14 protein-coding genes are annotated in these 14,960 nt (G+C 72.5%); 3 read left to right on the plus strand and 11 right to left on the minus strand.

Annotation, left to right across the window (positions count from 1 at the left end):
* Positions 1 to 3: 3 nt before the first annotated feature.
* The 4 genes from ACRAKH_RS05275 to ACRAKH_RS05290 all read right to left on the minus strand — a co-directional run bounded on the left by ACRAKH_RS05275 (position 4) and on the right by ACRAKH_RS05290 (position 3,729).
* The gene (locus ACRAKH_RS05275; protein WP_380723408.1) at positions 4 to 414 is read right to left on the minus strand and encodes an arsenate-mycothiol transferase ArsC; all 411 of its coding nucleotides are present in this window, start codon (positions 412 to 414) and stop codon (positions 4 to 6) included.
* Positions 411 to 1,115: an MIP/aquaporin family protein gene (locus ACRAKH_RS05280; RefSeq protein WP_380723409.1), complete on the minus strand. Its 705-nt coding sequence runs from the start codon at positions 1,113 to 1,115 to the stop codon at positions 411 to 413. Before ACRAKH_RS05280 ends, ACRAKH_RS05275 begins: the two co-directional genes overlap by 4 nt.
* Positions 1,116 to 1,883 carry an arsenate reductase/protein-tyrosine-phosphatase family protein gene (locus ACRAKH_RS05285; protein WP_380723410.1) on the minus strand — a complete coding sequence of 256 codons (768 nt, stop codon included), beginning with the start codon at positions 1,881 to 1,883 and terminating at the stop codon, positions 1,116 to 1,118.
* Positions 1,884 to 2,001: 118 nt separating this feature from the next.
* Positions 2,002 to 3,729, minus strand: coding sequence for an RICIN domain-containing protein (locus ACRAKH_RS05290; protein WP_380723411.1), 1,728 nt, complete (start codon positions 3,727 to 3,729; stop codon positions 2,002 to 2,004).
* A gap of 452 nt (positions 3,730 to 4,181) precedes the next feature.
* On the opposite strand from ACRAKH_RS05290, the gene ACRAKH_RS05295 reads away from it, so the two are divergent.
* A complete protein-coding gene (locus tag ACRAKH_RS05295) occupies positions 4,182 to 5,759 on the plus strand; it encodes a right-handed parallel beta-helix repeat-containing protein (protein WP_380723412.1) in 1,578 nt (525 codons plus the stop codon).
* Positions 5,760 to 5,817: 58 nt separating this feature from the next.
* Here the strand turns inward: ACRAKH_RS05295 and ACRAKH_RS05300 are convergent, their stop codons facing one another.
* Together ACRAKH_RS05300 and ACRAKH_RS05305 are read right to left on the minus strand one after the other, a co-directional pair.
* A complete protein-coding gene (locus tag ACRAKH_RS05300) occupies positions 5,818 to 6,975 on the minus strand; it encodes a DUF1700 domain-containing protein (RefSeq protein WP_380723413.1) in 1,158 nt (385 codons plus the stop codon).
* Positions 6,972 to 7,295, minus strand: coding sequence for a PadR family transcriptional regulator (locus ACRAKH_RS05305; RefSeq protein ID WP_380723414.1), 324 nt, complete (start codon positions 7,293 to 7,295; stop codon positions 6,972 to 6,974). Before ACRAKH_RS05305 ends, ACRAKH_RS05300 begins: the two co-directional genes overlap by 4 nt.
* A gap of 83 nt (positions 7,296 to 7,378) precedes the next feature.
* On the opposite strand from ACRAKH_RS05305, the gene ACRAKH_RS05310 reads away from it, so the two are divergent.
* Positions 7,379 to 8,068, plus strand: coding sequence for a hypothetical protein (locus tag ACRAKH_RS05310; protein ID WP_380723415.1), 690 nt, complete (start codon positions 7,379 to 7,381; stop codon positions 8,066 to 8,068).
* Between the two features lie 135 nt (positions 8,069 to 8,203).
* On the opposite strand, the gene ACRAKH_RS05315 is transcribed toward ACRAKH_RS05310, so the two are convergent.
* Positions 8,204 to 8,764, minus strand: a complete 561-nt coding sequence (locus tag ACRAKH_RS05315) for an HD domain-containing protein (protein WP_380723416.1) — start codon at positions 8,762 to 8,764, stop codon at positions 8,204 to 8,206.
* Between the two features lie 9 nt (positions 8,765 to 8,773).
* Positions 8,774 to 9,823, minus strand: a complete 1,050-nt coding sequence (locus ACRAKH_RS05320; RefSeq protein ID WP_380723417.1) for a helix-turn-helix domain-containing protein — start codon at positions 9,821 to 9,823, stop codon at positions 8,774 to 8,776.
* A 160-nt stretch (positions 9,824 to 9,983) separates the two neighbouring features.
* On the opposite strand from ACRAKH_RS05320, the gene ACRAKH_RS05325 reads away from it, so the two are divergent.
* Positions 9,984 to 10,394, plus strand: coding sequence for a hypothetical protein (locus tag ACRAKH_RS05325; RefSeq protein WP_380723418.1), 411 nt, complete (start codon positions 9,984 to 9,986; stop codon positions 10,392 to 10,394).
* A gap of 20 nt (positions 10,395 to 10,414) precedes the next feature.
* On the opposite strand, the gene ACRAKH_RS05330 is transcribed toward ACRAKH_RS05325, so the two are convergent.
* From ACRAKH_RS05330 to ACRAKH_RS05340, 3 genes are all read right to left on the minus strand, one after another.
* The gene (locus tag ACRAKH_RS05330) at positions 10,415 to 11,902 is read right to left on the minus strand and encodes a PKD domain-containing protein (RefSeq protein ID WP_380723419.1); all 1,488 of its coding nucleotides are present in this window, start codon (positions 11,900 to 11,902) and stop codon (positions 10,415 to 10,417) included.
* A gap of 28 nt (positions 11,903 to 11,930) precedes the next feature.
* Positions 11,931 to 13,430 carry a PKD domain-containing protein gene (locus ACRAKH_RS05335; protein WP_380723420.1) on the minus strand — a complete coding sequence of 500 codons (1,500 nt, stop codon included), beginning with the start codon at positions 13,428 to 13,430 and terminating at the stop codon, positions 11,931 to 11,933.
* Between the two features lie 167 nt (positions 13,431 to 13,597).
* Positions 13,598 to 14,734, minus strand: a complete 1,137-nt coding sequence (locus ACRAKH_RS05340; RefSeq protein WP_380723421.1) for a hypothetical protein — start codon at positions 14,732 to 14,734, stop codon at positions 13,598 to 13,600.
* Between the last annotated feature and the right edge of the window lie 226 nt (positions 14,735 to 14,960).

A 14,960-nucleotide genomic window follows, 5' to 3' on the forward strand; every position in this document is an offset into this window, starting at 1 on the left:
GGGCTACGCGGGCTGGTCGAGGAGCTCGCCGAGCAGGGCGCGGACGCGGCGGTCGATGTCGTCGCGGATGGGGCGGACCGCGTCGACGCCCTGGCCGGCCGGGTCTTCGAGGTCCCAGTCGAGGTAGCGCTTGCCGGGGAAGACGGGGCACGTGTCGCCGCACCCCATGGTGATGACGACGTCGGAGGCCTCGACGTCCTCGGTGGTGAGCTTGGACGGCACCTCGGCGGTGATGTCGAGGCCCAGCTCGGCCAGCGCCTCGGCGGCGGCCGGGTTCACCCTGTCGGCGGGGGCGGAACCGGCCGAGCGGACGGTGACGCGTCCGAGCGCGTAGTGCTGGAGGAGCGCGGCGGCCATCTGGGAGCGGCCGGCGTTGTGGACGCAGACGAACAGGACTTCGGGCTTGGCGTTCAACGGGGTTGTCCTTCGGTGACGGGTGCGGTGGTGGCGACCGGGTTCGGGTGGAGCACGCGCAGCAGCGGGACGGCCACCGCGACGCCGACGAGCTGTGCCAGCACGTACACCGGCACGGAGGTGGGGGCGATGCCCGCGAACGTGTCGCTGAAGACGCGGCCGACGGTGATGGCGGGGTTGGCGAAGCTGGTGGAGCTGGTGAAGAAGTACGCGGCCCCGATGTAGGCGCCGACGGCGGACGGGACCAGCGCGGCCCGGTTCGACCGGACCAGCGAGAAGATCACCAGCAGCAGGCCGGCGGTCGCCACCACCTCGGAGACGCCGTGGGCGGCGGTGGCCCGTTCCGTCGTGCTGACGCTGATCGGCGCCGTGTCGAACATGGTGTTGGCCAGCACCGCGCCGGTGACGCAGCCCAGCACCTGGGCGAGGGCGTAGGCGGGGACGTCACGCCAGGGCAGTCCGCCCAGGACGGCGTCGGCCAGGGAGACGGCGGGGTTGAGGTGCGCGCCGCTGACCGGGCCGAAGACCAGGATGAGCGCGTAGAGGCCGACGGCGGTGGCGGCCGCGTTCTCCAGCAGTTGGAGGCCGACGTCGTCGGGGGACAGGCGTTGGGCGGCGATGCCGGAGCCGATCACCAGGGCGGCAAGCAGGAGGCTGCCGAGGTACTCGGCCAGCAGCCGGTGGGGGAGCGGGCGGGGCATTCAGGCTCCCTCGGAAGCGCTGGTGACGGCGGTGGTGACGGCGGCGGGGCGTACGGCCGTGGTGCCGGAGGCGGGGGTGCCGGCGTCGGAGGCGGGGTGTACGGCCGGGGCCAGGCGGTTCACCCGGTCGGCCAGGTCGCGGTAGGCGGTGTGGAAGGCGTCCTCGGTGCCGACCGCGGCCGGGTCGGGGACGGACCAGTGCAGGCGGTCCCCGTGGTCGGCGCCGAGTTCCTCGTGCGCGCTGTCGCACACCGCGACCACCAGGTCGTCGGGGTTCAGCACGTCGTCGAGGTGGTGGGTGCGGGCGCGGGTCAGCGACAGGCCGTGCGCGCGGGCGGTGGCGACGGCCAGCGGGTGCACGCGTTCGGCGGGACGGGTGCCCGCGCTCGCTGTCGGCACGGTGCTGCGCCGCTTCCACAGGGCGGCGGCCAACTGCGAGCGGGCCGAGTTGTGGCTGCACACGAACACCACGCGCGGCGCCTGGCGGAGTCCGCTGGGCACCAGGTCGGTGAGCGCGGACGTGCGCAGGCGCAGGTAGGTGCGCCGGTGGTCGCCCTCCGACCGCGACCGCTCCACCACGCCCGCCTGTTCCAGCAGCTTGACGTGGTGCGCGAGCAGGTTGCTGGGCAGCCCGAGCGCCCGGCCGACCTCGCCGGGCGACGCGTCGCCGAGCACCAGCAGCTCCACCACGGCCAGCCGGGCGGGCTCGCCCAGTGCCGCGTGCACCCGCGCTCGGGCGACGGTGTCGGAAGACCAGTCAGTGGACATTGAGTCAATGATGGTTGAGTGACATCCCTCGGGTCAACTCCGCCGCCGTGACGCGCGATCGCCCGCCGACCCCTGGTGCGAGGTCGGCGGGCGATCGGTGGTGGGGAACGCCGGGTGGCTAGCGGACCGCACGGCCCCCGAACGTGACGACCAGGCGGCCGTCCGAGGCGTAGGACCAGGCCAGGGCGCCGGCGTAGTTCGCGCAGCGGGAGCCGTTGACGCCGGTCCAGAACTGGTTCGTGCCGTCGACGTTGCCGACCGTCTTGTCGTTGGCGCCGCTGCCGCTGCGGCAGGACGTGTTGCCCCGGAACACCGACGTGCCGGCCTCGAAGGTGAAGTTGCGCTCGGTGTTGTCGATGCTGATGTTGTCCGAGACGGTCATCGCGCCGGGGTTGCGGTTGTAGGTGAAGCCGTGCTTGCCGTTGTCGTAAGCGATGTTGCGCCGGATCACGTGGTTGACCGGGATGTCCTCGCCGCCGAGCTTGTAGCCGTTGCGGTCGCCGTTGCCGGCCTGGCCGCCGTTGCTCAGGGTGCCGTTCTCGTAGGCCAGGGAGTCCTCGATGGTGACCGCGCCGATGGGGCCGGTGTCGGTCTTGGTGTAGAGGTCCCAGCCGTCGTCGATGTTGTTGTGCGCCACGGCGTAGCGGAAGACGTTGCCGGGGCCGGTGGTGAGCTTGGCGGCGAAGCCGTCCGCGTCCTCGCCGTCGGAGTCGGCGTTGTCGTGCGACTCGGCGCTCAGGATGAGGTTGTTGGCGGGCCACTGGTCCTTCGGCGTGGTGGACAGCATCCGCGACAGCTGCAGGCCCGTGTCCCGGTTGAAGCGGGTCACGGTGCGTTCGAGGATGTTGTTGCTGCCGCCCACGAAGATGCCGTTGTCGCCGGCGCGCTCGACGACGATGCCGCGCACGTGCCAGTACGAGCCGTTGACGGCCAGGCCGCGGTTGGCCGGGTCCTCGGTCTGCGCCGAGAAGTTCAGCACCGGGGTCTCGCCCGGGTAGGCGAACAGCTCGGTGCGGTCGGCGGCCGTGCCGTTGGTCCCCGCCGGGATGGTGACCGTCTGCGTGAAGCGGTACGTGCCGCCGCGCAGGAGGATCGTGCCGCCGGGGGTGATCCGGCTGATCGCCGACGTCAGCGTGGTCGGCGCCGACTCCGTCCCCGCCGCGCTGTCGGTGCCGTTCGGCGAGACGTGCAGCGCCGAGCTGGGCGGCTGGGTGGTGGTGGTCGTGGTGGACGTCGTCGTGCTGGTGCTGGTGGTCGTGCTCGTCGTCGTGGTGGTCGTCGTCCCGTTGTCGGCGGGGGTGAGGGTCCACTGCTTGGTGGCGGTGCTGTCGCACGAGTTCGTCTGGACGAGGGCGCCGACCGCGGTGGAGTTGTCCTTGGTGTTCATGCACTTGCCGCCGTTGACGTTGATCAGGCGGTAGTGGGCGCCGCTCGCCGTGACCGTCCACGTCTGGCTCGCCGCGCCGGTGCACGTCTCCTGCTGGATCGGCTTGCCCGCGCTGGTGGACGCGGCCTGCACGCCGACGCACAGGTCGTTGGCGGCGGACGTGAGGCGGTAGCCGCCGGAGACCGCGGTGAGGGTCCACTTCTGGTCCGCGCCGCCGGCGCAGGCCTGCTGGCGGAGCTGCGTGCCGGGGGTCGCGTCCGGGGCGTCGAGGCAGTGGCCGCTGGAGGCGTTCTTCACGGTGTAGGTCCCGGCGCCGACGGCGGCCTCGGCGGGAGTGGCGTGCGGCCAGGCGGCGAGGGTGACGGCGAGCGCGCCCGCTGCGGCCGCGGCGAGGAGGGCTCGGCGCGTGCCGCGTGGTCGTGAGGCCCGGGTGGAGGTGGGCTGCTCCGGTTCGGTCATGGTGACGACGACTCCACTTCTCGGTGCTTTTCCGGCGAGGGAGAGGGCCCGGTGCGGGCCTTTGGTGCGCGGCGGAAACGGTGGAACCGATCGGGTTCACCGATGTGAATGCGACTCCTGGGCGGGTGGAAAACGCCCGTCTTCCGGGAAAGGCTAGGAGGTCCGCGACGCGGGGTCAACGACGAAGTCCGCGGGGCGGTGTCCGGCCGGGCGGTTGTCGAATGCGTCGAATGTGTCGAATGGCGAGGTCAGGGCCATCGTGGCTGATCAAGGGGCTGGTCGTGGTTCTGCGGGTTCGCGTCGGCGCGCCTATTTCCCGTGTTCATGATTGTGAATCCGAACGGGTTCGCGAACGACAGCATTGCGCCTTTCGGAAGCGGTGCGTTAACGTGCTTCGGATCTCGCCGGAGAGATCCGTCGGCCGCCGCCGCACCCATCACGGGAGAAACACGATGAGAGTGAAACCCCTTGTGGCCGCCACCGCGCTGGCGGCCGTCGCGGCGCTCGGCGTGCCGGGGCCCGCGGCGGGCGCGGCGACCACCCACCACGAGGCCGAGACCGCGCCGGCGGTCTGCACGGGCACGATCGACGGCAACTGGCCCGGCTTCTCGGGCACGGGGTTCTGCAACGCGGACAACGCCGTCGGCGCGCACGCGCAGTTCACCGTCACCGCGTCGGCGGCGGGCGCCGCGACGGTCGTGGTCCGGTTCGCCAACGGCGGCACGACGAACCGGCCCGCCACCGTCCTCGTCAACGGCGCCGCCGCGCAGTCGGTGGAGTTCGAGCCGACGGGCGCGTGGTCGACGTGGGTGTCGAAGACCGTCGCCGTCACGGTGCCGTCCGGCACGAGCGCGGTCCGGCTGAGCCCCACCACCTCGGCCGGCCTGCCCAACGTCGACTACCTGGACTTCACGCAGGACGGCACGCCACCACCGGCCGACGCGCTGTACGTGGCGCCCAACGGCGAAGACGGCAACCCCGGGACGTTGGCCGCGCCGCTCCGCACGATCCAGCGCGCCGTCGACCTGGCCCAGCCCGGGCACACGATCCACGTCCGCGGCGGCACGTACGCGCCCGCCACGAACATCCAGCTGCTGAAGAACGGCACCGCGACCCGGCCGATCACCTTGCGCAACCACAACGGCGAGAAGGTGGTCATCGACGGCGAGAACATGCCGCACACGCCGGGCGCCGTGGGGTCGAGCATCCCGCGGGCCGAGCGCGGCGCCGTCCACATCGAGGGCGACCACTGGCGGCTGATCGGCCTGGAGATCGTCCGCGGCCCGTACGGCGTGTTCGGCGTGGACGTCAACAACACCGTGTTCGAGCGGCTCGTCACGCGCGACAACTACGAGTCGGGCCTGCACCTGCAGGGCGCGTCGGGCAACAACCTGATCCTCAACCTGGACGCCCACGGCAACCGCGACCCGCGCAAGAACGGCGAGAGCGCCGACGGCCTGGCGATCAAGGAGGGCTCGGGCAGCGGCAACGTCGTGCGCGGCGCGCGGTTGTGGAACAACTCCGACGACGGGCTCGACTACTGGATGTTCTCCTCGCCGATCCTGCTGGAGAGCAGCCTGGCCTGGGGCAACGGCTTCAACCGCTGGAACCTGCCGAACTTCACCGGTGACGGCAACGGGTTCAAGCTGGGCGGCAACGGCGTGGCGGCCGACCACACCGTCCGCAACAGCATGACGTGGGACAACGCGGTCGGCGGCTTCATCGACAACAACAACCCCGGCCGGCACCGGATCGAGCGCAGCACCGCGTGGGACAACCCGGGCACCGGGTTCAACGTCAACCGGTCGTCCAGCACGCTGACGAAGAACCTGGCGGCGGCCAACGGCACGGACGTGTCGCTCGGCTCGACCTCCACCGGCAGCGGCAACTCGTGGAACCTCGGCGGCACGTGGTCGTTCGCGAGCACGGACCCCGGCACGATCACGGGGCCGCGCGCCGCAGACGGCTCGATCCCGTCGTCCACCTTCCTGCGGCCGGCCAACGGGGCGGACGTGGGCGCGCGCTTCTGATCGCCGACGGGTGTCCGAGGGCGCGGGTCGGTCGTCTCCGCGCCCTCGGATCGGGGGATCAGCCGGTGGGGGTCGTCGGCGCCGTCGTGGTCACCGTCGACGGCGCCGGGCTGGGCGACGCCGGGGGCGACGGCAGCGAGGTCGTCGACGGCGAGGTGGTCGGCAGCGAGGTGGTCGGCAGCGGTGACACGGACGGCGTCGGAGCCGGCGTGGTCGGCATGACCACCGCGAACGGGACGCCGGGGACCTCGTGGCACCCGGTCTCGTCGTGCACGACCCGGGGCTTCGGGTAGCGGTTGTCGTGACGGCTCTCGTCGCAGCCGTACCAGGGCTGTTCGAGCGGCTGGCCGTTCTCGTCGTAGAGGTACACGTCAGTGACCGGCTTGCCGTCCTTGTCGAACACGTACACGTTGGCCGGCACGGGCGTCGGCCGGGAGTAGGAGACCGGCTCGGCGTCGCGGTAGGTCATCCGGTCCACCAGCGCGCCGGCGAGGAGCAGCAGGACGCCCAGCGCCAACCCGGTCGCCGGCACGCTGATCCACAGCCACCGGCGGTCGGTCCTCGCCTTCGGGCCGGACACCAGCGCGAGGGCGGCGAGCGCGAGGCTGACCACGAGCATCGACGACAGCCGGCCCACGAGCACGCCGGCCCACGCGATGAGCAGGGAACGGCCGATCCACCACAGGGGCTGGAAGGTGCGCAGGGAGCGGAGCACGCCCCGCGTGTCGGCCTGCTCGAGCTTCCGGAGCGCGTCCGCCAGCGCCGCGGCCTCGGGCAGCCGGGCGACCTCGGGCAGCAGCGACGGCTGCCGGAACACCAGCAGCGCCGCGGCGGCCAGGGCCAGGCAGACGAGCAGGACGAGTTCCTCGCCGTCACCGCGGCTGAACGCGAAGCCGAACGCCACGACGGTGCCGACGACCAGGCTCCAGAACGCGAACCGCGCGACGCCCGTGGGCCGGGCTTCCGCCGGGCCCGCCTCGGTCGGGGACGGGTAGCCGGCCGCCGCGCGCAGTTCCCGCGCGTACGCCCGGGGCGTGCCGAGCCGGCCGATCAGGGCCTCGGGCGTGAAGTCCTCGCCCATCTCCTCGGCCACCTCGACGACGTGCGCCCCGGCGTCGTCCATGATCTCGCCCACCTCGGCGGCGGGCAGGTCGGACAGCGCCTCGCGCATCCGATCCAGGTAGTCCCGCACCTCGGTGTTCGCCTGCGTGTTCATGCGACCTCCCCCAACAACCCGTCGAGCGTCTTCGCGAACGACTTCCACGTCTGGCCCGATTCGAGCAGCCGCGCGCGGCCGGGCTCGTTGAGGCTGTAGTACTTCCGGTGCGGGCCCTCTTCGCTCGGCACGACGTACGACGTGAGCAGGCCGGCGTTGTAGAGCCGGCGCAGGGTGCCGTAGACCGACGCGTCGCCGACGCCGTCCAGACCGCCCTGGCGGAGCCTGCGCAGCACGTCGTAGCCGTACCCGTCCTCCTTGCGCAGTACCGCGAGGACGGCGAGGTCCAGCACCCCCTTGAGCAGTTGGCTCGTGTCCATAGGTGTCTCCCCGGTGATGTGCCGTGGATACTACTACGGAATGCGGAGTACCGCGTACGAAGGGGTAGTGACATGCTCTCGGCGTGGCTACCGAGTTGGTGGGCGACCCCGCGTGGGTCCGGGGTCTGGTGTCACGCGACGACGACGTCCGCCGCGAGGCCCTGGACCGGCACCGGGAGCTGGTCAAGGCGGCCGTGGACGCCCGGCACTGGTCGAACGACGTGCTGCGGCGCGCCGGCCACGTCTGGCCGACCGAGCCGCACCTGGCCGCCGAGATGGACCAGGCCCTCGCCTCCCGCCGCTACCACCGGGGTCAGACGATCTTCGAGCTGGTCGGCTCCCTGTGGGACGACGACCCGGAGGTCCGGGAGCGGTACGCGCCGTTCGTGCTGCTCTACTTGGTGTGGGAGGGGCGGTACCCGGACGACTGGCGCGCGCCCGGCAACAACCTGCTCTCGCCGTGGGGCCGCAAGGAGTCGGTGTTGCGCTCCCTGGCGCGCGACGGCGTGCCGGAGTCGATCCGGCCGCAGATGCCGGACCTGATCACCGACGTCGTGCGCCGCCGCTACCGCTGCAAGGACTGGATGTACGCGGGCCTGGTCCGGCACGTCGCGGACGACCGGTTCCACGAGCGGGTGCGGGCCTTGGCGGAGGACGGCGACCCGGTGGTCCGGCTGCGCGCGGAGTTCCTGCGGCACGTCGCCGCGCACCCCGGGGTGCGGGTGAAGCGGGTCAGCTGGCGGCGGTGGCTCGACACCACCGGCAAGGGCTGAGGCCGGGTGCGGGGTCGCCGCACCCGGTCGCCGAGCGGTCAGCGGTTGGGACGCCGTCTGCGCGTGACGGCCGTCGGGTCGTGGACGCTGTCAGCGCGTGGACGCCGTCAGGTCGTGGACGCCTCGACGTGAGGTTCAGCGGTCGCGCCAGGCGAGGGGGGAGAGGGTCACCGCGGCGTCGGCGATGCGGCGTGCCGTCCCCGTCTTGAGGCCCTTGAGCGCCGACTCGACCCACCCGTCGACGCGCCGCACGCCGGTGTCGCGGTACTCGACGGCCTGGAGCAGCATCTCCAGCTTGTCGGCGTCGCTCGCGCAGCGGGCCTCGGCCGACTCCTTGGCCTCGTACTCCGCCACGGCGTCCCGGACGACCTGCCGCGACGTCTCCGGGAGGTCGGCGGTCTGGTCGGCCGTGATCGCCCGCGGGTCGGGCTTGGCGACGTACCCGCGGGAGGTGTGGGGCAGGTCCCCGGTGCGCGTCTCCTGGGTGTCGTGCCACAGCGCGAGGAACGCGGCGCGGGCCGGGTCGGCGCCCTCCTCAGCCGCGATGAGCGCCGCGAGCTGCGCCACCCGCATCGTGTGCTCGGCCACGGACTCCGGGTCCCGCACCCCGGCATGCCACCACCCGGCCCGCCGCATCCGCTTCAGCACGCCCAACTCGTACCCGAAGGCGGCGAGGGCCGCGGCGTCGTCTGACACGTGTTCTCCCTAGAGGCCGGAGATGCGGAGGGCGTAGCGGAGGCCGGCGACCTGGTCCCGTCCCGTCCGGGACAGCGAACCGTCGGAGGCCAGGCGGTCCAAGGATTCGGCGAGCGAGGTGCGCACGCGTGGACGGGCGGCGAGCAGCGCCGGGCGTGCGGCGACGAGGGCGTGCAACGTGTGCAGGTTCAACGGGAGGTGGGGCGCCGTCGGGGCGAGGCGCCCGGCGAGGTGGGCGAGCAGCGCGCCTCCGTTCCACGACCTGGTGTCCTCGTCCCCCATGAAGGAGTCGTCGATCCGCACGTCGTCGAGTTCGCCGATCCAGTAGGCCCAGTAGTTCAGGTTCGCCACTTCGGCGCGAGTACCCGACATGCGGCCCACGAAGTCGTGGATGTGCTCGCCCTCGCCGGTGGAGGCGAGGGCGACCGAAGCGGACCGCGCTTCGAGCAGTCCGGTGATGTCGTTCTCGGGGAGAGTCCGACGGCCCACCCGGTGCCACTCGTCGCGCAGCCAATCGGCGACGTGCGCACGACGATCGAATCCGAGCAGGTACACCGATTGCCGCCGGAGGAGCGGTTCGCCCGCGTACCCCGACCTTTCCGCCACGTGGATCAAGTGGTCGAAGAAGCGCGCGCGCTCGTCCGGGTGCAACAGTGGGTGTGGCGCGACCGGGCCGCGCCGGGACACCTTCGAGGTGAATTCACTCAATTGTGGCGGCGTGTCGCCGGTGAAAGGCCAGGTGATCAGATTGGTGATGGTCTTGCGGTGGACAACGGCGGCGAGCGGGTGACGATCCGGGTCGATCCACGAGTCACCGGCGGCGATGCCGGTGGAGAGCACGAGGTCGGCCGCGATCGCCTCGTTCAGGTGCCTCCCGGTCGACGCCGGTGCTCCTGCCCTGGACAGCCTGGCGGCCACCTTCACGAGCTCACCGGCTCCGACAGCGGCGAGCGGGCGTCGGCCCGATTCCCACCCCTGCACCGTGGTGGCGTCGACGCCCAGGAGTTCCGCGAGCTTCTCCTGGGTGAGCCCGGCCGTCTGCCGACCCAGTTTCAGCACGAACCCCGCCACCACGCCGGTGGCACGTGAACCCCGACCCCCGGTCGGTGTTCCGGCTCCGATTCGCATGGCCACCCCCCGCGCCACCGCCCGCCATGTCGAACGCACTCGCGCCGGCAGTCAGTTCTCACCGTTCCCCCGCGATCGTAGCGTCTTGGGCGTGACGTCAAAGAGTTCGCGGTTCCCGGAATACCGCGTGGAAAAGCAAAACCTCGGCGCGGACGAAGAACGCGTGAAGGAGTCGGACGAGAAGGCCACATCGGCAGTGTGGAGTCCGGAAGAGTTCGCCGCCGTCGTTCGCCGGCTGGCGGCGGACGAGGCTCCACGGCTGTTCGCCATCGTCGAGGAGTACGGCGAGGCGGAAGACGCCCGCGTCGCGGGTTACGGCCTGGCTTATGCCGACCGCGTCGAGGTCGACTCCGTGGAAGGCGGCTTCCACCTGTGCTCCCAGAGCCCGGACAGCGCCCGAGCGCTGTTCGAGGTCAGCTCCCGTTCCGCGGGGACGCGGCGGGCGCACCTGGTGTGGCTGGATGAGCCGGCGGTGGAGTTGCGGGTGCGCGCCTCGACATGACGTCGAGGCGCGCACCGCGATCAGATCGCGCGCGTCGCCGCGGAGCGGACGGAGGGGGTGGTGGCTTGCAGTTCGTTGTCCGCCGGGTTGTCGTCGCCGTCCCACCGGTGGGTCAGGTTGCCCTTCACCTGGAACGTCACCTTGCCCGCCGCGACGTCGGCGGCGGTGTAGGTGTAGGCGAACGGCAGTTGGACGGTCGCGTTGGCGGCGACCCACTGGCTGAGGGTGCCGACGCGGTTGAAGTAGCCGTGTTCCGTCTGCCTCAGCAGCTCCAGCTCGACGGTCTCCGCGTAACCGGTGTTGTTCGTGACCTTGACGGTGATCGGCTTGGTCTGGCCGGCACGTGCCGACGTCGGCACGGTGAGGTCGGACAGCGTCACGTCGTGCGTCTCCACCGTCAACGTCCGCACGCCGGTGCCGGTGCGGCCGTCGGACGTCGACCCCGTCACCTCGACCTGGTACCGGCCGTCGGCGGCGTACCGGTGCACGACCTGGTCACCGGTGATCGGCGCGGACGTGCCGTCGCCGAACCGCACCTCGCCGCTCACCAACGGTCGGCCCAGGGTGTCGCCCGAGCTGACGTGGAAGGCGACCTCGTCGAACGTCGACGGGGTCTCGGGACGGGCGTACGCGGCGGGCGCCAGGGTGGGCGCGTTGATCAGGCGCAGGTCGAACCACGCGGCCCGCACGGCGTCGTCGGCGACCTTGATGTGGTACGTCCGGCCGACCTCGGCGGTGAACACCGCGGACAGGGCCGACCCCGACGGCACGCAGTCCACCTCGGTCAACGCGTCCGGCGTCGCGCCCCGGTAGACGGTGACGCCGGGCCACTGGCCGTACTGCGCGTTCACGGCCACCGACCGGGTCCGGTCGGGCGTGTACCGGTACCAGACGGACCGGTCGGCGTCCGGGTCGCAGCTCGACGCCGGCTCTCCCTCCTCGGCCGACGCCCGCGAGAGGTCTGCGGTGTGCGCGGCCGGGAAGCCGCTCGTGACGGCCGCCGCGAAGTCGTCGTTCGGAGCCGGCGGGACGGCCGTGAGGCCGAACGTCACCTCGCCGCCGGAGTAGTGGTCCATCAGCAGGAAGTGGTACGTCTCGCCCGCCGTCACGTGGATCGTGGGCAGCAGCGGCGTGTCGTACGAGCAGCCGCCCGGCACCGGCGCGAGCGCGCCGCGCCCACCCGTGTAGATGGCGATCAGCGGCGGGTACGAGGTGCTGGTCACCGAGGTCTTCACGATCGCGTCGGCGGGCGCGGTGTAGCTGAACCACACGGTGTGGCCGCCCCACGAGTAGCAGTCGGCGGGGTCGTCGGCCGCCTTGGTGGCCCGGGTGGTGTCCTGCGTGACCTGGAACGGCAGGGCCGTCACGGCGGTGGCGGCGGCGAAGTCGTCGTTGGACGGCGGCTCGGCGTGCGCGACGCCGGGCGCCACCGCCGCGATCGCGACGGCGACGAGGCCGATGATCGAGGTGCGCAGGCGCGTGGACGCCCGCCGGGTGGACTGGGTCATCTCGTTCTCCCCCTACTGGTGACGACGGTCAGACGGCGCCCATGCCGCCGGCACGGGCGCTCACGGTCGTGGCGATGGACGTGACCTCGTTGTCCGCCGGACGGGCGTCGCGCGCCGGGTACGGCAGCTCGACCCGCGCCCGGAACGCGACCTTGCCCACGCGGGCGTCGTCGGGGGTGAACGTGTAGGAGAACGGGAACTGCACCTTGCGCGTCGGGCGCGCCGGCACGTCGAGGGTCAGCGAGCCGACGGCGTCCCAGGACCCACCGTCGCTCTTGTACAGGGTGACGGTCGCCTTCTCCGGGTACCGCGTGTTGCCCACGTGCACGGTGATCGACCGGGTGTCGCCCTCGCGGGCGGACGACGGCACGTCGAACCGGGTGATCGACACGTCGTGCGTCTCCACCTCCACCCGCGTGGTGGCGGTGGCGGTGCGGCCGTCGGGCGACGTGGCGCGCAGGGTGACCTGGTAGGAGCCGTCCGAGGTGTAGTGGTGCGACACGGTCTCCTGGGACGCCGGCGCGGTCGTGCCGTCGCCGAAGTCCCACTCGGCCGTCATCGGCTCGTCGATCGGGTTCCACGACTCGGCGCTGAAGTGGACCTCGTCGAACACGGACGGCTCGGACGGCGACTGGTAGATCGTCGGTCGCAGCGCGGGCGCCTCGGCCAGGTGCAGCCGCACCGGCTCGTAGGAGCGCGCCGGGCCGGTGACGCGCAGGTAGTGGGTCGTGCCCGGTTCGGCGCGGAACACGGCGGTCTCGCCGAACGAGGGACGCATGCACGTGACCTGCGTCAGCGCGGTCAGGGACGCGCCGGTGTAGACGGTCACCGCGGTCTCGCCGCCCTCGACCCGAGCGGTGACGGAGGTCGCCGGGCCGGGCGTGGTGTAGGCGTACCAGACGGACGGCACGGTCTCCGCGTACGCGCACGTCGACTCGGGTTCGTCGGCCTCGAACGTGGCGGTCGACAAGCCCGGCTGGAGGGTCAGCGGCAGCGTCGGGACGGGCTCGGCGGCGGCGAACGCGTCGTTGGGCGACGTCGGCACGGTGTCGAGCGCGAACGACAACGCGCCGCCCGCGACGCGGTAGCCGGCGACGAAGAAGTGGTACGTGGCGCCGGCCGTGGCGCGGAACGTCATGGTGGCGTTGGCGCCGGTGGCGCAGGCGTTGTCCACGCCGTGCAGCTCACCGCGCACGCCGGTCTGCGCGGACAGGACGGTGGAGTGGTCGCTGCCCGCCGTGGTGGCGCGCAGGAACCCGTCCGCGGCGGCGGTGTGCGTGAACCAGACGCCGCCCTCGACGTCGTACCCCTGGCACCAGTACGGGTCGTCGGCCGAGCCGGTCGCCTCGCTCGTGTCCTGCCGCGCCGTGAACGGCAGGGCGGTGACGGGCGTCGAGGCGTCGAAGTCGTCGTTGGTGGGTGGCTCGGCGTGTGCCACGCCGGTCAGCAGGACCGCCGCCACGGCGGTGGTCGTGCTGATCGCGGCGATCCGGGCGCGCGTGGACGCGCGCCATCGCGAGGACAGCATCGTGTGAAAACCCCCTGGAACGTTCCCGCTCGCCGGGCGGCGAGCGGCCCCTTGGCCGGTACATCGGCGGTGTCACCCGCTCTGTGACCGGTCGTGCGGGAATTGGGCCGTCCGGGGCAGCGGCGTCGCGGCCGATGCCCCGAACGGTGACGTCCGGGGGGCTCCGGTCAGGCGATCTCGGCTTCCAGCGCGCCGCGGCGGGCGGTCACGTCGTCCGGGTCGTCGCCGAACACCAGCAGTTGCAGGGTGCTCAATGCGACGGGGTTGTCGGTGCGGGTGGTGTCGTGGCCGGACGTGACCAGCACGCCGCCCGCCGACAGGGCAGGCCGCAGGTGGGCCAGCAGGTCGGCCAGCGGCGCGGCGACGGTCAGCTTCACCGACTCGGCGTGCCCGTCCAGGGCGTCGGGGCGCACGGACGCCAGCGCGAGCAGCGGGACCGAGCCGCTGGTGATGCGGAAGTTCAGGTCGAGCATGACGAGCTGCCCGTCCCGCGTCTCGGCGCAGTCGAGGCTGCACAGGCCCCGGTAGCCGACGTCGGCCGCGCGCTGCGTGATCGCCAGGCACTCGGCGAGCAGGTCCGCCGGCGGCGCGCTGACCAGCCCGAACCGGCCGCCGACGTAGACGCCGGTCGCGTCGACCCGCTGCTCGGTGACGGCGAGCAGCCGCGCCACGCCGTCCGCGGCGACGTAGAGCTGCACGCCCCAGTTGCGCGTGATGTGCAGGTACTCCTCGACCACGAACTCACCGAGCACGTCGGTGAACGCGGGGAACTCGACCTGCTCGCCCGCCTCGTGCAGGTACACGTCGAGGCTGCCGCCGTGCGCGTCGTTCGTCGCCGCCTTGAGCACCCACGACTTCTCGGCGGGCGCCGCCTCGGCCAGCTCGGCCCGCGTCACCACGGTCCGCCGCGCGTGGAACCTCGGGTCGACGAACGTGCTGATGCTCGCCTTGTTGTTGAGGAAGCCGACGAGCTGCCCGCTCTTGACCGCCCGCTCGTCCGGGCACAGCGCGGTCGGCAGCGGGTACTCCGCCGAGACCAGCAGGCCGTCGGCCAGGGCCTCGGTGACGCGCGCGGTGAAGCCCGCCTCGTCGCGGAACTCGCGCAGGTCGTCGCCGACGGGCAGGCCGCCGTCGCGCAGCCGGTCGAGCAGCGCCGGGTCGGTGCCGCCCGCGCTGCAGATCACCGCGGTGTCGCCGGCGACGGCGATCGGCCTGGCGGAGAGGGCGTCGACGGTGGTGCGGTGCCGGCTCGCCGCCGCGCCCGGCGCCGGTCGGGCGCAGACGACGACGCCGGGGCCGTACACGTCGGTGAGCGCGCGTGGCGCGCCGATGGACGGTGACAGCGGGGCGGAGGTGCTGATGACGTGCTCCCGTGGGGTGAGTCGGGACGGCCGCGCACGTCACACGGGTGGTGCGGACGGAGCGCCGCTGCGGTGGAGGCGGTGCGGTGGAGGCGGTGCGGTGGGACGGGCGAACGGTGAGGCGTGCCGTGACGCGACGGCGTCCACTGCGGGCCTGGTCGGCGCAAGG

Source organism: Saccharothrix hoggarensis, from assembly GCF_052936025.1.